Genomic DNA, 25,769 nt, shown 5'->3' on the forward strand with positions numbered 1-25,769 from the left:
GATTAGACTTTTTAACTGAATTAATTTCAATCTAAAAAATTCAGTTTTATACTGAATTTTTTGGATATACAATAAAACTCACCTTGACAAAACTGGTGATTGTTCGTTGACGTTCGATTCATCGTCAAGTAAACACAGTTGTAACAAGGATACTGATTCAGTATTAGCAACAGCTTTATTCACTTCAAATTGTTGTCTCTTTTCTGTCTTTTCCTCATCGCTAATACAAGCTTCTGGTAGTGGCAGCCCACTAAGTAATAAAACTTCTCCAGGTTCTCTTACAAGTCTTGCTCTACCTATTGCTTGCCTTAATTCAGCTTCCATGAGAGTTAAATGTATGTTTCTTAAACCTTCGTTTTTATAAGTTTTAATGTTAAATTGAATTCCATTTCTCTCAATAGTTTGGTCAGTCATTTGGAAATCACTTGCTTTGTATTGCACACCTAAACAAGCAGCAAAAAGAGCATACATTAAATGATTGTGGTATGGTGTACCTATAATTGCTATTTTCTTGCCTTTTAGCCCATCGTAACCTAATACGTTTCCTATGTGCATATTTTCGACTGCATTTGGAAAATGGCTTTTATAAGCAGCAAATGTAATTACAGCCTCATAATCCTTTGTTTGATTTAACGCATACTCTACACATTTAGAGTTTTTTAATGAATATCTACTAAAACTATATGTACTATCTTGAAGAATAATTCCTTTTAATTCTACATTACTTAAATCATGGAATTCTAATCTATTACCAACTAACTCTTCGTAAAAATTACGGTCAGCAGTAGCCGACAAAATAATTACCTTTTTATTCGGTAATTTATTTTTCTTTATATAATGTATAACTGAGGTATCATGGCTATCTATAGTATAAAAATTACTATCAAAAAATTCTAATATCTTGCCTTCATAATCATTGCTATTGTTAATTACTTCTTCTGATAAGTCTACATAATTATTAAAGACAAGTGGTTGCATTGCCAATGGGCAATTAGTTCTACTAGATTCAATTTCTTTAATTAAATTAGCAATTGTATTTTTATCTCCTTTATCACGGATATTAGATTTTAATTTTAATAAATCATTTTTAGTTATACTGCCAATACTGAGTAGTTTATTGATAGGGTCTTCATCAAAGACAACAGTATTTAAATGTGGAAAGTCTATAAATAAAGCCTTGTCATGTGTAGTTAATACAGTAGAGGTAGACTCAATTCCTCTGATAAACTGATGACGATATTTTTTTAACTCTTCATAGTTATCTGCTTCTTGCGTAATAATTCTACTTGCTTCAGTTGTAGCACCTACTTTATATAAATGACTTAATCTATTTTTTAGTTCTTCTGGAATATTTGTAGGTAATTCAGGTATAATTTCACAGGTTATCTTCATCCTACTTTCACCGACTTCTTCTTTTAGTTGATGTGTAGGAAAAGCTAAAACTACACTATTTAATGTTTCTATAAGTCTTGTTTTGCCCAAACCTGTAGCTACTTTAAATACATAAACCTTATTATTTTTTGCTTTAAGTGCATTCCTTAATAATTTCTCAAACTGTTTCTCTGCTTTTGATAAAGAAATAGTCGTATAAGGTTGAGTTCTAATAATACTAGATGTTTTAGCTGCCTGTATTAGTGTATTATATTTACCGTCCTCCTCATAAGGACTAAATGTCTTTAATTTTGCAGGTCTATACCCATATTTTTTAACTATACTAGGCAGGTTTAAAAGTACCTCAAAAAAACGAGGTTTTACATTTAATGCCGTTTCCCAATCCTCAGTATATTCATTATTTTTCTTCATCAGTTCTACCAATTTTTTATACTTTTGTGTACCTCCTTTGATATGAATTAAATTAGTAACTAAGCCGAAATACTCAGGATATGTAAGCCATTTTCCTAATTCTAAATCTTTGATTATCTTTACTTTATTCTTTAGATGCTGCCAAGATATTTCTTGAAGAGATGTATGTTCGTGTGTATAAAAATGGGATTCACTATATTTATTAATATAGTAACTCTCGTTTTCATACACACACACAGCAACACAATTTTCTAAATATTCTTTGGCATCATTCTGTGTAGCTTGTTCAAGATTTGTTAAATCTCGACTCAGGTTTTTACTATTAGATGTTGCTTCTGATTTAGCTGCTACTGTGAGTAGATTGAGGTCTAGAAAATAATTATAGTTTGTATATATTAGTTCACGTCCACCAAAAAACATTCTAGCGGGTTCTTTTGTATTATCTGCTTCAGGAAACAGCCTATGTAAAGCATCAACAATCCTCTGTCTCTCATATATATCTGTAACTACCTGTCTTGTTTGAAAGACTACCCGGAATTTAGGTAAACTTTCACTATTAGAAAAAGTATTATAGGCAAATGTACAATTTAGACCATAAAATTCTATCCTGTTAAGTACATCATCCAAAGTAATAGGAATTGAATTTTTTGTATTGTCAAAATCCAAAGCAAATAAAGATTGAGATTTCCATCCCTCATTTTGACGTGTAAAAACAATCTCTTGTTTTTCGTTTGTAACAATATTTCCTGTCTTATCCTTTCTAGGAGTAGGAATTAGATAAGCAGTAGTCCAGCTTTGCCCATAAGGCTGAGTTACTTTAGTAGCTAATTCCTCTATTGTAATTTCTACAGGATGGTAGATAATTCTGTTACTAATTTCACCTATTTCACCTTTATCTCTGTCTGCTTTACGAGTCCATTTTTGTGTGTCTAGCAATAGCTTATGTGTTTGCATAAAAATATACTTCTTTTGTTTATATATTGATTTATTTATTCTTAATTCACTTACAAAATAAATCAGTATAATTTTACTCATCTATTAAGATGAATTTTTTAAATAATCTATTTTTTTGAGAATTAGAAATAACTACATTACAGCATTTCATCCCTAATTTATTAGATAAGTAAATTTATTAAATGCTAGTATAAATTTTTATCTTAAGGTAATTATCAAAATTTGGTTAGGTTGCCTCTTGATAACTTAAATTCTTCATGCTGTCAGGTTTGTTTTCTTCTGTAGTCAAATTGATAATTTTATAACTGTTGTCTCTGCTGAGTCTACTAATTCAGCAATAGTTTACACTTCAACTTCTCTGAGTGTCTCTTCCCTAGCTGATTTAGCATTTATTTAAGCAATAATAGCAGATTAACTACTTTCATAGTTGCCAATTTGGCATTTATTTTGCTCTCCAGCTAAAATCATGTCTTTGTTGTCATAGGCATAGTTTACACTCCTTAGATTAGGACTGATTTTAAAGTGTCGTTATTTTTGGAGTCAACGGTACTTTTTAGTTTATATAAAAACAAGTATACGGAAGGTTAATTTTGTCTTTGTACTTTAGCCATAGATATTTATTCTGAGATGCTGAAACTATCTGTAATTCGCACTCAATATTATGGAACTGTACCCAGTCTTTTAATATTGAATCTAGTTCTTTTTTTGACATAAAAGATACTAAATCTAAATCAATTTGCTTATCAGAAATAAATTTATGTGCAAGTTGACGGAAGCTTTTACCAATAGCAGCGTTGTGGTCAACCTGAACTTTAGAACTATCCTTTATCCGATAGCCGCTAAAATCTGAAATCCAGTAACCCTTGGGGGTTTTTCTAGCTTCCTTATATTTTTTAATGTAAGGTGCTACAGCCTTACGTAACATCTGTAAAAAATCGTCTACGACCTGTTTCTTTTCAGGTTTAGTGTAATTTCTCATACTCGTTATTCTGTTTTTATTTGACATAATTACGCTGAAATTAGTTCTTTTACTTCTTGTATCTTGTCTAGTATTTCCGGCTTCAAAGCCTTAAGAGCTACTCTAATTAATTCAGAGTGACTAAGCTTTGTTCGTTTACTTTCTCTCTGCAACAAATCAATTACATCTGTATGCAGTCTAAAGCTTTTAACGATTACTTGATTTTTCATAATACTCATGTGTTATATATGTATTACTTTTAGTATAATATATTTATAAGAATTAAAAAAGTTGATTTTAAGGAATAAAAATTAAATGAATATTAAAAATATGAATTTACTAGAAAAAATCAGAGAAAGAAGGTTTTTTAAAGAGAGAAGAAAAGCTCAAATGGATGCGATAGGGCAAGAATTAAAGCAGAGTTTTCAAAATTCAAATACAATCCAATATCAAAAAATTGGTGACTATGAAAAAGGCATTATTAATCCTATGCCAGAATTCAGAGAGAGGATAATGCTTTCTAATTTTGCTATTCCAGGTCAAATAGTATCTTTTTCAGATAATTTTGTACCAGCTAGAATCAAAATTCTGAAAATAAAACAATCCCGTGGAGAACTGACACCGCAGGAGACTCAGGAGCTTTATTTTTGGCAGAGAAACCAGAATAAAAGAGAGTTAGAAAATGAGCGTGAAATCAACAGAAATATTAGATTTTACAGTAGAGAAGCATTCAATATAGCTCGTAAATGGTTTTAGTTAGCATATATGGTATGGTCTTAGAATTTTATAATTAATTCTAGGATTACTATTTGTTAGCGATTGGAGCTTTACGTCCCAAAGTATGTAAAGTATGTTAATTTTGCATACGAAGGAGTGTTATTTTGGTATATAGGTTAATAACACTAAATAACCCAGCAGTACACATAGAGATTATCTTATATAAATATTTTCTAACGGATAAATTATTAAACTGATATTTTTCTATGCCTATCAATTTGAGTTTTATTGTCTGGTTGAATACTCACTAATTTAAATATTTACTAGAGGCTTTAATGAGTATTGATAATTAGGTATATAAAAAATCAGGTAAGATTTGATTACCTGATGTTAAGCATTAGAGTTAGTTGTACTTAAAAACCATTTTTAAAACTTTAAATTTCTGGTAACTCAATGTCATCATTAGTTGCAAGATAATATTTCATAATTGTTTCAGGGGAGTTCCCACAGATAGTAGCAATAGTTTTAATGTCTATACCGTCTCTCACTAACCAAGTAATAAAGCTGTGACGTAAATCATAAAAAACTAACTCTTTACTAATTGCTTTAGCTGTAAACAGTTTGTTAACTATTGGCTGCCAGTATCGGCTATGAAAATTTCCACCATCTAAATATGTTCCTTCGTAGCTAGGAAACACCAAATTATTTTCATTATCTATTTTTGGTAAACTTCTAATAAAATCTGTTAGTTGTTTATTGCAAGGAAATATTCTAGCGTCTATACCATTCTTCGTACCTTGTAAAAGTTGACCGCTAGAGTATCGCTTATTAAAGACAATTTGGCATTTATTACCGTTGTCTTTGATATCATCCCAAGTTAAAGCTATTGCTTCACTAGGACGGCAACCAGTTCTAATTCTGAACTCTACAAATGGTGCATAGTAAGCACTTGTGTAAGCTGAATTAACATTATCAAATCTACCATCCTTGAATGTTTGTAATATTATTTTAGCTTCTTGCTTAGAGTAAATTTGAATATTTTTACCGTCAATTTCCAGCATTGCTATTAATGCTCCCATCGGATTATTGTCTTTAATTTTCCCTAGCTTGATTGCTATATTTATTGCACTTCTAAGTGTGCGTAGTGGGGGTTCAATATAACCGTCTTTGTGCTTAGTACGTAACCATGCCAGCAACTTATCAGCGTTAGAAACTTGTAGACACTCACTAGGGCATTTTGACAACCATCTATCTATAGGTATCCATCTGTTTTTTAGTGTAGATTTAGGTACGTCTGGCTTTAACGCTTTATAAGCTTCCCAGATTTCTAGTAAAGTCGGTTCCGAATTATCTCCAACTGGTAGCAACCTGACCTCAGTTAACTTCGGTGCATCTGGTTTAGCCAGTCCATATTTAACTAAAGTTGGGTCAAAGTTGCCTCGGTAATAATCAGCTAGGATGTCCCTACAAATAGCTAGGGTAGCTTCTATCCCATTTTCTGAGTAGTCAAATGTGTACTTGGTGAAGCTAATATCCTTGCGTCTTACGCGAATCCTCAGCCTACCCTTGTCATTCTCTATTTTTAGTGGCTTAATACTTGCATTAGCGTTTATAAGCTTGCGTTCTAACTTATTAAAGTCGGACTTCATTCTCTCAAACTTCCTATCTTTCAGGTGTTTGAGAGTTTTTTGTTTTCTACCAAATTTCTACCAAATAGTTGTTTGAAAACCACTCAGTTATGACTGAAAGTCTTGTGCCAACAAGACTGCACACCCTTGGTAAGGGTGAGGTCACGAGTTCAATCCTCGTCACGGGCTTTTGATAAAACTCGCATTTGAAATTGTAGATTGCGATTGTGTATCTTTATCAGTACGCTATTTTAAGAGCTTACCGCAGATATGGCCTAGTGTGCAATCATCAGATAAGCGATCGCTAGAAACTTTAAGGTGAAAGAATTATTACTCAAAAGACCGATTTTTATTCTTTAGGTGTAACTCTTCACTGATTACCAAATGTGTTGCTAAAGTAATAGACTTCCTAATAGGCAAGCTTCGGAAGATTGTCAAACAAATCCACATTTATAAGTTATAGGAATCCGGTTTGATTTCTGAATTTATTTGTGTAGGTAGGGAATAGGGAATGGGGAGTCGGGAGTAGGAAAGAAGCCTGATCTGAATGTACTGATTTTTTCCCAAATCAAATATCAGTCCTCTATGTTGCCGACGTGTTGTCAGTGAATACACGTATTTATGTAGATTAACTTGTTTAAATTTTAGCTATAAGTTACAGATAAATTCATCCATCTGGGAATACTAGATTGAGAAATTATCAGATAAATGTAATATGGTGAGCAATCTTGTGATTATTCCGGGATATCAACTTACACAAGAACTTTACAATGGTTCCAGAACGCTAGTTTATCGTGCAGTCAGAGACAGTGACTCAGTACCAGTAGTAATCAAACTACTGAAAAATCCTTATCCCAGTTTTAGCGAATTGTTGCTATTTCGCAATCAATACACCATTGGCAAAAATCTCAACTCACCTCTAATTATCCAAACATATAGCCTTGAGTCCCTACATAATGGCTATATGTTAGTTATGGAAGACTTTGGCGGAATTTCTCTCAAGGATTATTTTACGGAAAATCAGGGTGTTACCTCTTTAGAGGAGTTTTTAGCAATAGCGATCGCACTGTGCGACATCCTCAACCTACTCTACCACGAGCGAATTATTCATAAAGATATTAAACCCAGCAATATATTAATTAATCCTCAAACTAAGCAAGTTAAATTAATTGACTTTAGTATTGCTTCATTATTACCCAGAGAAACCCAAACTCTAGTTAACCCCAATGTTTTAGAAGGAACATTAGCTTATATCTCTCCCGAACAGACTGGGAGAATGAATCGGGGAATTGACTATCGCACAGATTTTTATTCCCTGGGTGTGACTTTCTATGAACTATTAACAGGAAAATTACCATTTGTATCTAATGATGCGATGGAATTGGTGCATTCTCATATTGCGAAAGTTCCCACACTCATACATGAAATTCATCCAGATATCCCTTCAGTTATCTCAGAAGTTGTCAGTAAACTGATGGCGAAAAATGCTGAAGATAGATATCAGAGTGCATTAGGATTGAAATTTGATTTAGAAAGATGTCTAACTCAATTAAAAGAAACTGGTGAGATTGAAAGTTTTGAAATTGCACAGCGTGATGTGTGCGATCGCTTCATCATCCCTGATAAACTTTATGGCAGAGAAACCGAAGTAAAAACTCTACTTGAAGCCTTTGAGAGAGTCAGCCAAGGCGCAACAGAAATGATGTTGGTAGCGGGTTTTTCTGGAATTGGGAAAACAGCCGTTGTTAATGAAGTGCATAAACCGATTGTTAGACAACGGGGCTATTTTATTAAAGGTAAATACGACCAATTTCAACGCAATATTCCCTTTAGTGCATTTGTCCAAGCATTTCGTGATTTAATGGGGCAATTATTGACTGAAAGTGATGTACAGATTCAGCAATGGAGAAATCAAATATTAGAGGCTGTTGGGGAAAATGGACAGGTAATTATTGAAGTTATTCCCGAATTAGAAAAAATTATTGGACAACAACCACCAGCCCCAGAACTATCAGGAACAGCCGCCGAAAATCGCTTTAACTTATTATTTCAAAAATTCACCCAAGTTTTTACTACTAAAGAACATCCCTTAGTAATATTCCTTGATGATTTGCAATGGGCTGATTCTGCATCATTAAAATTAATGCAGCTATTAATGACAGATACTGGTCATCTTTTCATCATTGGTGCATATCGTGATAACGAAGTTTACCCAGCACATCCATTAATGCTGACCTTGAGTGAAATTCAGAAAACACAGGCAACAATTAACACAATTACCTTAGCAACCTTAAGTAAAGTTGAAGTCAATAAATTAGTTGCTGACACACTTAAATGTCCAGAAGAATTGGTATGGAATTTTTCTGAATTAATCTATCGAAAAACTCAAGGTAATCCATTTTTTGTTACCCAGTTTTTGAAAGCATTACATCAAGATGGACTGGTTAAATTTGATTTTGGATTAGGCTGTTGGCAATGTGATATAGCTGAAGTCAAGGCGCAATCAGTTACAGATGATGTTGTGGCTTTTATGAGTCTGCAATTGCAAAAACTACCGCCATCAACACAAAATATATTGCAGTTAGCGGCTTGTATTGGTAATCAATTTGATTTAGCAACTTTAGCCATTGTTTCATCACAATCGGAAATTGAAACAGCAGCTTGTTTATGGAAAGCATTACAAGAAGGATTAATCTTACCAATTGGTGATGTTTATAAGTTTTATGTCGGGCAAGAAACTCAAGCATCTACTCCAGAAAATCAACAAAACGTTAATTACAAATTTCTACATGACCGAGTGCAACAAGCCGCTTATTCTCTGATTCCTGATGACCAAAAACAAACAACTCATCTACAAATTGGACGCTTACTTCAACAACGATTGTTAGAGAATGAGCAAGAAGAAAGAATCTTTGATATTGTTGGGCATTTAAATCAAGGGCTGGGATTGATCACTCAAGCAAACGATCGCCAAACCCTAGCCCAATTAAACTTTCAAGCTGGGGTAAAAGCTCAAACCGCTACTGCTTATACCGCCGCTACCGAGTATTTCCAAATTGCGATCGCCCTTTTAGAGTCCGACTGCTGGCAAACACAATATGAATTAGCCCTAAATTTGTATGTAGCAGCTGCCGAAGCCAGTTATTTAAATGGTGATTTTGAGAGCATGGAACAACAGGCTGCACTAGTATTGCAGCAGGCAAAAACGATTTTTGACAAAGTGAAGATTTTTGAAATTCAAATCGCAGCCCAAACAGCTCGCAGCCAGATGTTAGAAGCGATCGCCATCGCCAGAGATGCACTAGCAGAATTTGGCATAGATTTACCCACACAAGCAGACGAAGCAAAGATTAGCCAAGCCTTACAAGACTTGCAAGGCCAACTCAACGGCAGAGAAATCGAGTCACTCATCGACTTACCCATGATGAGTGAACCCAAAGCGATCGCAGCAATGCAATTGTTGAAAATTTTGTTTGCACCCATATTGGTTGGTAATCCGAGTTTACTACCCCTGTTGAGTGCAACAATGGTACGCTTATCGCTGCAATTTGGTAATCATCCCGCCTCAACCATAGGATATGTAATTTATGGCATGGTATTATGTGCTTTTTTTAATGAGGTGGAAGTTGGCTACAAGTTTGGTTATTTAGCTATCTCGTTACATGAAAAGTTCAATAATCAGGCTATGAAATGCCTTGTCGCCGGCATTTTTGGAGGTTTTATCCAACATCGCCAACAATCACTTTTAACAACGCTATTGACGATGAAAGAAGCCTATACAGGTTGTATGGAAACTGGGAATTTTCTCTACGCTGGCTATAATATGCAAGGTCATGCCCATATCTCATTGTTCGCTAATGTTAACTTAGATACTTTGTCTGCCGAATTACCTCCTTACAGCCTTTTTTTGACCCAAGTGAAACAGGATGCGGCTTGTATTCTAGTAAACTCAGTGCATCAAGTAGTGGAGAATTTGCAAGAAACAGTCAGCCAACCTGATAACTTGATTGGCACTTTTTACAATGAAACACTAATGTGGCCGAAGCATCAGCAGGACAACGATCTCGTGCCTATCGCTTTTGGCTATGTCTACAAACTGATGCTTGCCTACTTGTTTAGCAATTATCAGAATGCCCTTGACTATATTCACCAAATCCAGCCCTATTTTATGGCAGCAGCCGGATCTGTGCATACTGGCATTTTCCACTTTTATGCTGCCCTCACACATCTAGCACTTTTACCCAGTCAGTCGCCAACCGAGTCAGCAGACATTCTGCTTCAGATGCAAAGCCATCAAAATATTCTGCATCAATGGGCGCAACAAGCAACCATGAATCACTTGCATAAATGGTATCTAGTGGAGGCTGAACGTCATCGGGTTTTGGGTGAAAAAATCGCTGCAACTGAATTTTATGACAAGGCAATTTCTGGGGCGAAAGCTAACGAATATATCCAAGAAGAAGCACTAGCTAACGAACTCGCCGCCAAATTTTATCTTGATTGGGACAAACAGCGTATAGCTCAAGAATATATGATTGAAGCTTACTATTGTTATGCCCGTTGGGGTGCAAAAGCCAAAGTCGCGGACTTAGAAAAACGTTATCCCCAATTGTTTGCACCCATATTACAGCAAAGCCGTTCGCCTCTTTCAACTAAAGAAACTATCTTCGCCTTGGGGACTGTGACATCTACTAGTTCGGGTACATCCAGCAGCAGTGTCTCCGATACTCTCGATTTAAAAGCAATTCTCAAAGCATCTCAGACGATCTCTGGTGAAATTGAACTGGACAAACTACTTGCATCATTACTTTCCATCATCATCGAAAATGCTGGGGCTGATAAATGCCTGTTGATGCTGTTGCAAGACAATCATCTGCTAATTCAAGGGGCAATTACCCAAGGAACAAAACCCATTGTGTTGCAAAGTCTTGCCATTGAAGACAGACAAGATATTCCCCACAAGCTGATTTATAAAGTCAAGCACAGTCAACAAACTGTTGTTTTATTGGATGCAACCGCAGATATCGCCTTTGCCAATGACCCCTATATTATCCGTCAACAGCCTCAAAGTATTTTGTGTAGCCCGATTTTGCATCAAGGTAAATTACTGGGGATTTTATATCTAGAAAATAATTTCCTAAAGGGAGCGTTCACGAGCGATCGCATCGAACTCCTGAATTTACTTTGCGCTCAAGCTGCCATTTCTCTAGAAAATGCCCAACTTTATCAACATTCTCAGGAATCAAAACAACAGCTAGAGCGATCGCTGGATGAGTTAAATTCTGCACAGATTCGCTTGCAAGCATCAGGACAACGCCTCCAGTTATTGGTACAACAAACTCCACTGGCAGTCATAGAGTGGGATACTAATTTCTGTGTTACTGACTGGAATCCAGCCGCAGAAAAAATATTTGGTTATAGCAAACAGGAAGTTTTGGGTAGTTCAGTCCAATTGATTATTCCTCCCCCGATTCAAACACAAATCAATCAGGTTACCACCGATCTTTTATTGCAGCAAGGTGGCAATTACTGTATCAATGAAAATATTACCAAGGATGGTAAAACTATTATTTGTGCTTGGTATAACAATCCGCTTGTCAATGCAGACGGTGAGTTAATTGGAGTTGCTTCCCTAGCAGATGATATTACTGAGCGCAAACTTGCCGAAGTCCAAATTCAACAAAAAGCACAAGAGCTACAAAAAGCATTACAAGATTTACAACAAGCCCAATTACAAATTATTCAAAGTGAAAAAATGTCCGCCTTGGGTAACTTAGTTGCTGGTGTCGCTCACGAAATGAATAATCCTTTAGGATTTATTGCTGCCAGTCTCAAACAAGCTAAACCCACCTTTGCCGATATTATCGAACATTTAAAAATTTATCAAGCAACTTTACCTGATAAAACTGAAGAAATCCTCGACCACGAGTCAGAAATTGACTTGGAATATACCATAGAAGACTTGCCTAAAATGCTGGATTCTATGACAATGGCTTGCGACAGATTAAAAAATATCAGCACTTCTCTACGCACTTTCTCCCGTGCTGATAGAGAATACAAAGTGCCATTTAATCTTCACGAAGGTATTGATAGTACAATTTTGATTCTCAAACATCGTCTCAAAGCTAACGAACAACGTCCAGCAATTGAAGTAATAACTAATTACGGTAATCTACCCCAAGTTGAATGTTTCCCTGGGCAATTAAATCAGGTATTCATGAATATTTTGGCTAATGCCATTGACGCATTAGAGGAATGGAGTCACGGCCGTAATTTTGAGGAAATTCAGGCTGACCCTAACTCCATTATAATTACCACATCAATAGTAGATAAATTTGTGAAAATCTCCATTACTGATAATGGTAAAGGCATGAGCGAAGAGGTAAAACGCAAAATCTTTGACCATTTATTTACAACAAAAGCTGTAGGTAAAGGTACAGGTTTAGGCTTGGCTATAGCTAAACAAATTGTCGAAGAAACCCACAGTGGTAAGTTGATTTGTAATTCTGTTGTGGGTGAAGGTACTGAGTTTGTGATGGAAATTCCAGTATTTTGAAATTTCTGAGCGTATCTGGGAATACTAACTACTGAGGTGTTGACAATAGTTTTACCTTATACCAATTCGCAATTCGCAATGACGCTCGCAGGCTCGCTAACGCAATTAAGAAATCTAGCTCCAGTAAGACTTTCCTGATTTCTATCTGTCGCATTCTTTTCTTAAATTGGTATTACTTGATTCAATAATACTTTTAAAAAATTCCCTCAGATACATTTTCATGAATGACGCAGATTATCAACAACGTTTAGCTGTAGCTAAAGCAGTTAAGCAATTTCGACAAAGACGAATCAACCGTCGTGAGTTCCTAAAATTTTTAGGATTGGCTGGCTTTGGTTTTAGTAGCGCCCGTTTTTTGAGTGGTTGCAGTCAGCCTTTACAAAAGCGATCGCCTCAAATTACTCCATCAGCACTAGCCGATCTGCCGATCCGCAATCCTGATACTGGCAAAGTGATCGGCGTATTGCGTAGTCAATATAGCGCGGCTATTTTGCAACAGTTGATACTGCAAAACAACCAACTAGCTGGAGATTTCTCTTTTCCTATTTTGCTCGATGAAAACCATCTTCGCTTGGCACAAGCTGACCACGTAGATCAAGAAGCACCGACAAAACACCTGTTTCATCCGCTTGTTCCCTTAACTTCTAATCGCCTGGCTCAATTACAGTTGCAGGGTCGTTTACCCCGCCAACCTATTTAGTCTTCTGGTCTTGTTTGTTATAAATGCGGTAATTTACAGGCACAGATTTACCTAACAAATCCGTGTAATACAAGGTGATTAACTGAATTCCTTTGACAGCACGATGATGTCTACCTGAGTAATAGTAACCAATTAATTCTGTTATTTTTGGGTCACTATGAGGCTTGTCAATTACTGTATCATCTCCACTTAAAGTGCCTCCCATTAGATTGATGTTTGGCTTTATTTCTTCAAATAAATCCTTGGGTTCATATCGCTCACGTAACAAAAATCTATTGACACTATCATGCGACAAATCTTCCATGATTTCTGCCAAACGGGTGCAGCCTGGATATTTCGATTCTGCCAGCAGAAACAACGTATAAGTATCCAAGTCACATTTAGCGGTTGATGGTCTTGTAATCGCTCTAATTGTCCGAACCCTAAACAAAGACAAGTTAATTATCTGTTTTTAATGCCTCTGGTAACAAGTCATTGGTCACAAGTTAAGGTTGTGACCAATGAACACCGTCTCAATGCCAATGAACAACGTCCGGCGATTGAAGTTATTACTAAATACAGCGATTTACCAGAAGTAGAATGTTTTCCCGGTCAGCTAAATCAAGTATTTATGAATATTTTGGCGAATGCCATTGACTCATTAGATGAGTCAACTGCAAGTCTTAGTTATCAGGAAATAAAATCGAAGTCACTGGAAATTAATGTTAAAACATTTGTTGAAAATAATTACATAAAAATATCAATTCATGATAATGGCAAGGGTATAAGTGAAGAAATTAAACAAAGAATATTTGACCATTTATTTACTACTAAAGCAGTGGGAAAAGGTACAGGTTTAGGATTAGCTATAGCCAAACAAATTGTTGAACAAACTCACGGTGGAAAGTTGTCTTGCTATTCTATCCTCAGTGAAGGTACTGAATTCATTATTGAGATTCCCATGTAAATTTTATCTCTAGCTTACAGATAAAATTGTCTATCTGGGAATACTAGATTGAGAAATCATGAGAATGAACGCAATTATGATGAGCAACCTTGTTAGTATTCCCGGATATAATCTTGCTGAAGAACTCTACAATGGTTCGAGAACACTGGTTTATCGCGCAGTTCGAGAAATTGACTCAGTACCCGTAGTGATAAAACTGCTGAAAAATCCTTATCCCAGCTTTAGCGAACTGTTGTTATTTCGCAATCAATACACCATAGGGAAAAATCTCAACTCACCTCTAATTATTCAAACCTATAGCCTTGAAGCAATAAATAATGGCTATATGTTAGTCATGGAAGACTTTGGCGGAATTTCTCTCAAGGATTATTTCAGTAAAAATCAGAGTGTCACATCTGTTGAGGAATTTTTAGTTATAGCGATCGCACTCTGTAACACCTTAGACTTACTCTACCAAGAGCGGATTATCCATAAAGATATCAAACCCAGCAATATCTTAATTAATACTCAAACTAAACAAGTTAAATTAATTGACTTTAGTATTGCATCTTTACTACCCAGAGAAACCCAAACCCTAGTTAACCCCAATGTGTTAGAAGGGACACTTGCTTATATATCGCCAGAACAAACAGGGAGAATGAATCGCGGGATTGATTATCGCACAGATTTTTATTCTCTGGGTGTGACTTTCTATGAATTACTTACAGGCGAGTTACCGTTCCAGTCTCAGGATGCGATGGAATTGGTACATTCTCACATTGCGAAAACAGCACCATTCATACACGCAATTAATCCAGATATACCCTCAGTTATCTCAGAAATCGTCAAGAAATTGATGGCAAAAAATGCTGAAGATAGGTATCAAAGTGCATTAGGATTGAAATTTGATTTAGAAAAATGTCTAAATCAGTTAAAAGAAACTGGGGAAATTAAAAGCCTTGAGCTTGGACAAAGGGATGTGTGCGATCGCTTCATCATTCCTGATAAACTTTATGGCAGAGAAACAGAAGTCAACACCCTACTAGAAGCATTTGAAAGAGTCAGCCAGGGTGCAACAGAAATGATGCTGGTAGCTGGGTTTTCGGGAATTGGTAAAACGGCGGTTGTGAACGAAGTACATAAACCAATTGTCAGACAACGCGGCTATTTTATTAAAGGTAAATATGACCAATTTCAACGCAATATTCCCTTCAGTGCATTTGTCCAAGCATTCCGTGATTTAATGGGGCAATTACTCTCGGAATCTGATGTAAAATTGCAAACTTGGAAAACTAAGCTTCTGGAAGATATCGGCGAAAATGGACAAATTCTAATTGACGTAATTCCAGAGTTAGAACGCATTATTGGTATTCAACCACCAGCCCCAGAACTATCAGGAATTGCTGCCGAAAATAGATTTAATTCACTATTGCAAAATTTTGTGCAAGTTTTTACTAATCAAGAACATCCCTTAGTGATATTTTTAGATGACTTACAATGGGCAGATTCGGCATCCTTGAAATTGCTGCAACTGTTGATGCAAGATACAAAATATTTATTACTCTTGGGCGCATATCGAGATAATGAAGTATCACCAAATCACCCATTCATACTTGCTGTAAATGAGCTAGAAAAAGCCGATGCAGTAGTGAATAAAATTATCCTCCAAGCATTAAGCGAAATCAATCTCAATCAGTTAGTCACAGATACACTAAACTGTGAATCATTGCTGGCTCAACCTTTGACAACACTAATTTATCAAAAAACCCAAGGTAATCCTTTTTTCGCTACCCAGTTTCTCAAAGCTTTAAATAACGAAGCTCTAATTACATTTGACTTAGAATCCCGTCATTGGCAGTGTAATATTGCTCAAGTGAAATCTTTAGCTATTACTGATAATGTAGTGGAATTTATGTCCTTACAACTGCAAAAGTTTCCCCAACAAACTCAAAATATTCTCAAATTTGCAGCTTGTATAGGGGCGCAATTTGACTTACAGACGTTGGCTATTATTTCTGAACAAGTACCAGAAACAACAGCAGCAGATTTATGGAAAGCTTTGCAAGCAGGACTAATTATTCCAAATACAGAAATTTATAAATTTTTTGTTCAATCTGAAGATATATCTGCTGATTATGCAGCAGCTAATCCAGTTTATCGCTTTTTACATGACCGCGTTCAACAAGCAGCTTATTGCCTAATTCCTGATGACCAAAAGCAAGTCACCCATCTCAAAATCGGACAGTTACTTTTGCAAAATTCTACCGAAATAGAACAAGAAGAAAAATTGTTTGATATTGTGGGACATTTGAACCAAGGACAAGCATTAATTAATCAGCCACAGGAACGAGAAGCGTTAGCAGAACTTAACTTGAAAGCTGGGAATAAAGCCCGAAATTCTACTGCTTACACCGCCGCTAGAGAATATTTCCAGATTGGAATTGAGTTACTAGAAATCAATTGTTGGCAAAATCAGTATGAATTAGCTTTAAATTTGTATGTTGCAGCAACAGAAGCCAGTTATTTAAATGGTGATTTTGAGGGGATGGAACAACTTGCAGCATTGGTATTGCAGCAAGCACAAACCATTCTCGACAAAGTAAAAATTTACGAAATTCAAATTGCTGCCCTCACAGCTAGTAGTCAAATATTAGCAGCGATCGCAGTGGGTAGACAAGCCCTAACCCAACTGGGAGTCGAATTACCCAGCCAAATAGACGAAACTCAGATTGGTAAAGCCTTAGCAGCAGTGAACCAGCAACTCCAAGGACGAGAAATTGCAGCACTAATCGACTTACCCCTGATGAGTGAACCTCAAACTCAAGCTGCAATGCAGATATTAAGCATGTTGTTTCTACCAGTTTTAATCGGAATGCCTGATTTAATGCCTATTCTTGGCGCGACGATGGTAAGCTTATCCCTAGAGTTTGGCAATACTCCCGCCTCAATACCTGGCTATGCAATTCATGGGATGGTAATGTGTGCCTTTTTTGGGGAAGTTGAAATCGGTTATGAGTTCGGTAAATTAGGCCTTTCCTTACTGGAAAAATTGAATGCTCAGAGGATGAAGTGCATCACTTTCACCCTGTTTGGGCCTTTCATCCATCATCGCCGACAAGCACTATCAAAAACCCGACTTATCCTCAAAGAAGGTTATGTGGCGGGGATAGAAACTGGTGATTTTTTCTACGCTGGCTACATCATACTAGGTTATGCTGCTACCGTATTGTTCACTGGTGTAGAACTAAATGCTATAGCTGCTGAATTACCTGCTTATAATGCTGGTCTGTTTCAGGTAAAACAAGATTCGGCGCGGACTTATTTGGCGATGGTACAGCAAACAGTAGAGCAATTGCGAGAACCTGTCAGCCAACCTGATTGCTTGATTGGCACTTTCTACGATGAAACAGCAATGTTTCCCAAGCACAAACAAGATCAGGATCTCGCTGCATTTGCCTGTGCTTACACCTATAAACTGCTACTTGCCTATTATTTTGGCAATTATCACGCTGCTATCGACTATATTACCCAAGGTCAGTCCTGTTTAATGGCATTGTCAGGATTAATTGTTGTTCCCCTCTTCCATTTCTATGCAGCCCTCACCCATCTCACAGTTATTTCCACAGCAGTCGAGGAAATACTCGCCGAAGTTGAAAGCCATCAAACTTTTCTGCACCAGTGGGCGGAAAATGCCCCCATGAATCATTTACACAAATGGCATTTAATAGAAGCAGAAAAATGTCGAGTTTGTGGTGATAAATTAGCCGCCATAGAAAATTATCAACAAGCCATTAGCCTTGCTAAAACTAACCAATTCCTCAATGAAGAAGCCTTAGCCAACGAATTGGCTGCCAAATTCTATCTTGATTGGGGCCAAGAAAAAATCGCCCAAACATACATGATGGAGGCTTATTACTGTTATTCCCGTTGGGGTGCAAAAGCCAAAGTCGTTGATTTAGAACGCCGCTATCCCCAATTACTGCTATCAATTCTGCACAAACAACAACCGACTTTCAAACCAACAGAAACCATCCTTTCTATCTCTTCTCACACAATCCAAAGTTCCTCCCTGAACAATACTAGCCTCTCACAAGCCCTTGATTTAGCAACTATTGTCAAAGCCTTTCAATCGCTTTCGAGTGAAATTGAGTTAGAGAAATTACTCTCAACTTTACTGAAAGTAATCCTGGAAAATGCCGGAGCTGATAAATGTGCATTACTCATACCAAAAGGTGATTGTTGGGCAATTGAGGCATTATCTCAACTGCAACAACCTGAGATAATTTTACAATCTCTGCCTTGTGAGGAAATAGTACCTGTTAGCTTAATTAATCGAGTTAAAAATACTCTGGTCTTGGCTGTTGTGGAAAATGCCATAGTCGAGCCAACTTTACTGACTGATCCTTATATTCAGCACCATTCACCCAAGAGTATTTTCTGTGCGCCAATTGTCAACCAAGGCAAATTGATTGGCATTTTGTACTTAGAAAATAATTTAACACTGGGAGCATTTACGAGCGAACGCGTTGAACTACTCAACTTACTCTGCACTCAAGCTGCAATTTCTCTAGAGAATGCCAAACTTTATCATCAATTAGAGAATTATTCTCACACTCTCGAACAAAAAGTAGCAGAACGCACCCAGGAATTAACAGCCAAAGCCACTCAGTTAGAATCAACACTCAATCAACTTTACTCGACCCAAGCCCAACTAATTCAAGCTGAAAAAATGTCCAGTTTGGGACAGCTAGTGGCGGGAATTGCCCATGAAATTAATAATCCGATTAATTTCATCTATGGCAACTTAGCAGCAGCCAATGAATATGTTACATCCTTAATTGAGTTAAATCATTTATATCAGTCATTTTATCCGCAAACATTGCCAGAAATTGACCAGAAAATTGCCGAAATCGACCTAGAATTTATCTTAAATGATTTACCCAATCTCCTATCTTCCATGAAGGTGGGTTCAGAACGCATCCGTCAAATTGTACTGTCACTGCGAAACTTTTCCCGCCTAGATGAATCAGAAATCAAAGAAGTAGACATTCACTCTGGTCTGGAAAGTACATTGTTAATTTTGCAGCATCGACTTCAGAGTAATAGTCAACATCCAGAAATTATAGTCATCAAACAATATGGAGTATTACCTTTAGTTAATTGTTATGCTTCGGCACTCAATCAAGTTTTTATGAATATCATCAACAATGCCATCGATGCTTTAGAAACATCAGATAAAAATTGCCACCCGACTATCAAAATTCAGACAGAGTTAACTGAAGATAAAACTATAATTATTCGCATTGCGGATAACGGTCTAGGAATGAATAATTCGGAGCAAAATCAGATATTTAATCCCTTTTTCACGACAAAACCAGTAGGTAGTGGTACTGGCTTAGGACTGTCAACTAGCTATTCGATTGTTGTAGAAAAACATGGGGGTAAGTTAAGCTGTATTTCCGCACCAGGAGAGGGCGCAGAATTCATCATTGAAATCCCTGTGTAAATAAATTGTACCTCTCACTTACAGATAAACTTATCTATCTGGGAATACTAGATCCAGAAATCATCAGGATCAGCGCAATATGTTAAGCAACCTTGTTAGTATTCCCGGATATCGCATTAGTGAAGAACTCTACAATGGTTCGAGAACGCTGGTTTATCGCGCTGTCAGAGAAAGCGATTCACTACCAGTAGTCATCAAACTGCTGAAAAATCCTTATCCCAGTTTTAGCGAACTATTATTATTTCGCAACCAATACACCATAGGGAAAAATCTCAACTCACCCCTAATTATCCAAACCTATAGCCTGGAAGCAATAAATAATGGCTATATGTTAGTTATGGAAGATTTTGGCGGAATTTCTCTCAAGGATTATTTTACTAAACATCAGGGTGTTACATCTTTAGAGGAGTTTTTAGTTATAGCGATCGCACTCTGTAACACCTTAGACTTACTCTACCAAGAGCGGATTATTCATAAAGATATCAAACCTAGCAATATCTTAATTAACCCCCAAACTAAACAAGTTAAATTAATCGACTTTAGCATTGCATCTTTACTACCAAGAGAAACCCAAACCTTAGTTAACCCGAATGTTTTAGAAGGAACACTTGCTTATATCTCTCCTGAACAAACCGGGAGAATGAACCGGGGTATTGATTATCGCACAGATTTTTATTCTTTGGGTGTGACTTTCTTTGAATTACTCACAGATGAGTTACCATTCTTATCAAATGATCCAATGGAATTGGTACATGCTCATCTTGCGAGAATTCCGCCATTATTACACGAAATTAAGCCAGATATCCCCTCAGTTATCTCAGAAATCGTCAATAAATTAATGGCGAAAAATGCCGAAGATAGATATCAAAGTGCGTTGGGGTTGAAACTTGATTTAGAAAAATGTCTACATCAGCTAAAAGAAACTGGTGAAATTCAAAGCTTTGAAATTGCGACTAGGGATTTGTGCGATCGCTTCATCATCCCCGATAAACTCTATGGAAGAGATACAGAAGTTCAAACCCTACTAGAAGCCTTTGAGAGAGTCAGCCAAGGTGTAACAGAAATGATGCTGGTAGCTGGGTTTTCTGGAATTGGTAAAACAGCAGTTGTTAACGAAGTGCATAAACCAATTGTTAGACAACGCGGCTACTTTATTAAAGGTAAATATGACCAATTTAATCGCAATATTCCCTTGAGTGCATTTGTGCAAGCTTTCCGCGATTTAATGGGGCAATTATTGACCGAAAGCGATGTACAAATAGAACAATGGAAACATAAAATATTAGATGTTGTCGGTGAAAATGGACAAGTAATTATTGAAGTCATTCCCGAATTAGAAAACATTATTGGTCAACAACCACCAGCTACAGAACTTTCAGGAACAGCAGCACAAAATCGCTTTAATTTATTATTTCAAAAATTCACCCAAGTCTTTACAACTAAAGAACATCCTTTAGTGATGTTTCTCGATGATCTACAATGGGCTGATTCGGCATCACTAAAATTAATGCAGCTATTAATGACTGACACAGGTCATCTTTTGATTATTGGTGCATATCGTGATAACGAAGTCCATCCCGGACATCCATTATTATTGACATTGAGTGAAATTCAAAAAACATCAGCTATTTTTAATAAAATTACTTTAGCGCCCTTGAGTAAAAAACAAGTAAATTACCTTGTCGCTGACACACTAAAATGTTCAGAATATATCGCAGGTAATCTTTCAGGATTAATATTTCAAAAAACTCAAGGCAATCCGTTTTTTGCTACCCAGTTTATTAAAGCATTATATCAGGAAAATATCATTTATTTTGATTTTGAATTGGGCTGTTGGCAATGTGATATTTCCCAAGTGACAATGCAAGCAGTTACAGATGATGTTGTGGCTTTTATGAGTTTGCAATTGCGGAAACTGCCCTCATCAACTCAATCCGTATTGCAGTTAGCAGCTTGTATTGGCAATTCTTTTGATTTAGCAACTTTAGCGATTGTTTCCGAACAATCGGAAATTGAAGCAGCAGCCTGTTTATGGAAAGCATTACAAGAAGGGTTGATTGTACCAATTGGTGATGTTTATAAATTTTATGTTGGGCAAGAAACTCTACTACCTCCTTCAGCAAATCAACAGAATGTTGCCTACAAATTTCTACATGATCGCATTCAACAAGCTGCTTATTCCCTAATTCCTGATGAGCAAAAACAGAAAACTCACTATCAAATTGGTCAACTGCTACGGCAACAGATTCATCCAGATGCAAGAGTTGAACGCATTTTTGAAATCGTCAATCAATTAAATTATGGAACTTCTTTAATTAGCGAACAAACACAACGAATAGAACTAGCACAACTGAACCTCATTGCCTGTCGCAAAGCCAAAAATTCTACCGCTTATAAAGCAGCCCGTGAATATGCCACAGTGGGATTATCTTTTTTGGGAGAACAGACTTGGCAACAGCAATATGAAATGAGTCTCACCTTCCATGAAATAGCGGCGGAGGTAGCAATGTTATGTGGTGACTTTGAGGTAATGGAAGAATTGATTGATACTGTCATCCACCAGACACATTCTTTGCTAGAGCAAGTTAGTGTTTACTGTTTGAGAATTCAAGCCAAAATTTCCCAGCATCAACTTATTGAAGCACTGGCAATTGGGATTGAGCTTCTACAAAAGTTGGGCATAACAATCAACGAATCATCTACACCAGAAGATATTCAACAGTCAATTCAAGAAATTAATAATCTGATTGGAGATAGGAAAATCAAAGATTTCATTCATCTCCCCAGGATGATAGATGATAAAATTATTGCTATTTTCCAGATTACCAGTAGCATTATTTCAGCAGCTTACATCTGTGGATCTCCCTTGTTCCCATTATTGACTGCCCTCTCAGTTAAATTATCCCTGACCTATGGAAACATATCTGATTCACCCAAATACTATGCTGTCTATGGCATTGTTATCTGTAATCTTTTACAAGATATAGATTTGGCGACAGAATTTGGCCAGTTAGCATTGGATATGGTCTTAAAATTTGATGCCAAAGTGACTAAACCTGAAGTGTTAATGTTGCAGGGAGGGTTTATTCTCCACCGCAAATCTCACATCAGAGAAACGTTACCACTCTTGAGCGAGAGCTATACAACTGCTCTAGAAGTAGGAAACCTGCAATTTCTTGGAAATGCTGGACATTGTTTCTGCCTGAATGCTTTTTGGTGCGGTCAGCCCCTTACCACTGTAGAACAGGATACACAAAATTACTATAAGGGTTTGATGCAATCTAACCAATTAACAACTGCCAATTACTGCCGCATCTATTGGCAATCTGTGTTAAATTTACTTGGCTTTGCAAATTACCCTACCATTTTATCTGGTTCAGCACTGCAAGAGACAGAATTTCAGCCACTGCTGCGATCTGCAAATGACCTGTTTGGGTTGTATTACTTCTATTTGTATAAGCTAATGCTTTGCTTTTTGTTTGGGGAATTTGAGCAAGCTAACAACTATACCCTGGAGTGCAGGAACTATTTAATGGCGGCTGGAGGAACAGTCGGTACACCTGTATTTTATTTTTATGATTCTTTGATTGCCATAGCAGAGTTAAGTCAACTCTCAGATGAGGTATCAACAGTATTAGAACGGGTGGAAAAAAATCAAACTCAATTACAGCTATGGGCGCACTATGCACCCATGAATCACCAGCATAAATTTGATTTGGTGGAGGCAGAAAAATGTCGTGTTTTAGGACAAAAAGCCGAAGCAGGTGAACTGTACGATCGCGCTATTTCCGGTGCTAAAGCCAATGGCTATATCCAAGAAGAAGCTTTAGCCAACGAATTAGCCGCCAAATTTTACCTTGGTTGGGGGAAAGAGAAAATCGCCGCAGGTTATATGCAGGAGGCATATTATTGTTATGCCCGTTGGGGATCAAAAGCCAAAGTTGCCGACTTAGAACAAGGCTATCCCCAATTACTCGCACCCATATTACAGCAAAGCCGTTCTGTTGTTTCCACTAACGAAACAATCTTTCCCTTGGGAACTGTGACATCTACCAGTGCAGCTACATCTAATAGCACCAGTATCTCAGATACTTTAGATTTAACAGCAATTCTCAAAGCATCTCAAACTATCTCCGGTGAAATCGAACTAGACAAACTACTTGCATCGTTGCTTACCATCGTGATTGAAAATGCCGGGGCTGATAAATGTGTGTTAATGCTCTTGCAGGACAATCATTTACTAATTCAAGGTTCAATTACTCAGGGTTCTGAGCCAATTTTGTTGCAAAGTCTTGCCATTGCAGACAGCCCGGATATTCCCCACAAACTCATTTACAAAGTCAAGCATAGTCAACAAACTGTAGTATTGTTGGATGCAACCGCAGATATGACTTTCGCCAATGACCCCTATATTATCCGTCAACAACCCAAGAGTATCTTGTGTAGTCCGATTTTACATCAAGGTAAGTTGCTGGGTATTTTATATCTAGAAAATAATTTAGTGACGGGGGCGTTTAAGAGCGATCGCATCGAACTACTCAACCTACTTTGCGCCCAAGCTGCCATTTCCCTAGAAAATGCCCGACTTTATCAACGTTCTCAGGAATACAGCCAACAACTAGAGCGATCGCTTCATGAGTTAAAAACTACTCAATCCCGCTTCCATAATCTAGTAGATAACGTTCCTGGGGTGGTGTATCAGTTCCTCATGGCTCCCGATGGTTCGGTATCAATGCCTTATATGAGTAATGACTGTTATGATCTCTATGAAATCACCGCCGAACAGGCGATCTCTAATGTGCAGATCCTCTTGGATATGGTGCATCCTCTGGATGCCGAATCTCAGCATCAGTCTATTGCAGATTCGGTTAAAACCTTAACTCCTTGGCGTTGGGAGGGGCGAATTATTACCCCCTCTGGAATTATGAAGTGGATTCACGGTGAAGCGCGACTAGAAAAACTTGTGGATGGTACGTTAGTGTGGGATGGATTGTTACTGGATATTAGCGAACGTAAACAAGCTGAACTGGCCTTACAACAAGCCCAATTACAAATCGTCCAAAGTGAGAAAATGTCAGCTTTGGGTAACTTAGTCGCTGGTGTCGCTCACGAAATGAATAATCCTTTGGGCTTTATTGCTGCCAGTCTCAAGCAAGCTAAACCCAGCTTTGCTGATATTATTGAACATTTGAACATCTATCAAGAGACTTTCCCGGATAAAAGTGCAGAAATCCTCGACCACGAGTCAGAAATTGATTTGGAATATACCTTAGAAGACCTGCCAAAAATACTCGATTCTATGACAATAGCTTGTGATAGATTAAAAAACATTAGCACATCTCTACGTACTTTCTCCCGTGCTGATCGAGATTACAAAGTGCCATTTAATCTTCACGAAGGTATTGATAGTACAATCTTAATCCTCAAGCATCGTCTCAAAGCTAACGAACAACGTCCAGCAATTGAAGTAATAACTAATTATGGTGATTTACCCCAAGTTGAATGTTTCCCTGGGCAATTAAATCAGGTATTCATGAATATATTAGCTAATGCCATTGATGCTTTAGAAGATTCCAACCACGGACGTAATTTTGAGGAAATTCAGGTTGACCCTAACTCCATTACAATTACCACATCAATAGCAGATAAATTTGTGAATATCTCCATTGCTGATAATGGTAAAGGCATGAGTGAAGAGATTAAACGAAAAATATTTGACCATTTATTTACTACTAAAGCAGTGGGAAAAGGTACAGGTTTAGGATTAGCTATAGCCAAACAAATTGTTGAACAAACTCACGGTGGAAAGTTGTATTGTCAATCTATCCTCGGTGAAGGTACTGAATTTATCATCCATTTGCCGTTGTAAAATCAACAGAACTGCAAGCGGTGTTAGCGTAGCGGTAGCGACGTAGGAGCGTCAGCATTGCGTTGGGTGGGTTCTTCAACTTGTAGCACTGTCGCGTCATGGAGAAATGAGAGTTTGAAAGGTGTTTTGCGTAAGACCTGTAAAAATGGGTAT

Annotated in this window: 9 protein-coding genes and 2 pseudogenes; 6 read left to right on the forward strand and 5 right to left on the reverse strand. The window is 37.1% G+C overall.

Annotated elements, in window-relative coordinates; translation table 11 throughout:
* Positions 1-78: 78 nt before the first annotated feature.
* The 3 genes from H6G77_RS23065 to H6G77_RS36655 form a co-directional block, all read right to left on the reverse strand.
* On the reverse strand, positions 79-2,838 hold the full coding sequence (locus H6G77_RS23065) for a hypothetical protein (RefSeq protein WP_190872830.1): 2,760 nt from the start codon (positions 2,836-2,838) through the stop codon (positions 79-81).
* Positions 2,839-3,310: 472 nt separating this feature from the next.
* Entirely contained in the window at positions 3,311-3,763 is a 453-nt protein-coding gene (locus H6G77_RS23070) for a hypothetical protein (RefSeq protein ID WP_190872831.1), read from the reverse strand.
* A 2-nt stretch (positions 3,764-3,765) separates the two neighbouring features.
* Positions 3,766-3,954, reverse strand: a complete 189-nt coding sequence (locus H6G77_RS36655; RefSeq protein ID WP_396020683.1) for a ribbon-helix-helix protein, CopG family — start codon at positions 3,952-3,954, stop codon at positions 3,766-3,768.
* A gap of 76 nt (positions 3,955-4,030) precedes the next feature.
* Between H6G77_RS36655 and H6G77_RS23080 the strand changes: the two genes are divergently transcribed.
* Complete coding sequence (locus H6G77_RS23080; RefSeq protein WP_190872833.1) at positions 4,031-4,471, forward strand: hypothetical protein; 441 nt, start codon at positions 4,031-4,033, stop codon at positions 4,469-4,471.
* A 395-nt stretch (positions 4,472-4,866) separates the two neighbouring features.
* Here H6G77_RS23080 and H6G77_RS23085 read toward each other — a convergent pair whose 3' ends face one another.
* Positions 4,867-6,081, reverse strand: a complete 1,215-nt coding sequence (locus H6G77_RS23085; RefSeq protein ID WP_190872834.1) for a tyrosine-type recombinase/integrase — start codon at positions 6,079-6,081, stop codon at positions 4,867-4,869.
* A gap of 694 nt (positions 6,082-6,775) precedes the next feature.
* Between H6G77_RS23085 and H6G77_RS23090 the strand changes: the two genes are divergently transcribed.
* Positions 6,776-12,616, forward strand: coding sequence for an AAA family ATPase (locus tag H6G77_RS23090; RefSeq protein ID WP_190872835.1), 5,841 nt, complete (start codon positions 6,776-6,778; stop codon positions 12,614-12,616).
* 220 nt (positions 12,617-12,836) lie between these two features.
* Positions 12,837-13,316: a hypothetical protein gene (locus H6G77_RS23095; RefSeq protein ID WP_190591550.1), complete on the forward strand. Its 480-nt coding sequence runs from the start codon at positions 12,837-12,839 to the stop codon at positions 13,314-13,316.
* Here H6G77_RS23095 and H6G77_RS23100 read toward each other — a convergent pair.
* Positions 13,312-13,668, reverse strand: a pseudogene (locus tag H6G77_RS23100) (IS701 family transposase); the annotation flags it as partial. The gene H6G77_RS23095 and the pseudogene H6G77_RS23100 sit on opposite strands and share 5 nt — an antisense overlap.
* 150 nt (positions 13,669-13,818) lie before the next feature.
* Here H6G77_RS23100 and H6G77_RS23105 point away from each other — a divergent pair.
* The 3 genes and pseudogenes from H6G77_RS23105 to H6G77_RS23115 all read left to right on the forward strand — a co-directional run.
* Positions 13,819-14,262: pseudogene (locus H6G77_RS23105) on the forward strand (sensor histidine kinase); the annotation flags it as partial.
* A gap of 76 nt (positions 14,263-14,338) precedes the next feature.
* The gene (locus tag H6G77_RS23110) at positions 14,339-19,747 is read left to right on the forward strand and encodes an ATP-binding sensor histidine kinase (RefSeq protein ID WP_190872836.1); all 5,409 of its coding nucleotides are present in this window, start codon (positions 14,339-14,341) and stop codon (positions 19,745-19,747) included.
* A 79-nt stretch (positions 19,748-19,826) separates the two neighbouring features.
* A complete protein-coding gene (locus tag H6G77_RS23115) occupies positions 19,827-25,616 on the forward strand; it encodes an ATP-binding sensor histidine kinase (RefSeq protein WP_190872837.1) in 5,790 nt (1,929 codons plus the stop codon).
* The last annotated feature ends 153 nt before the right edge of the window (positions 25,617-25,769 follow it).

Origin of the sequence: Aulosira sp. FACHB-615, assembly GCF_014698045.1 — a bacterium.
GTDB lineage: Bacteria > Cyanobacteriota > Cyanobacteriia > Cyanobacteriales > Nostocaceae > Nostoc_B.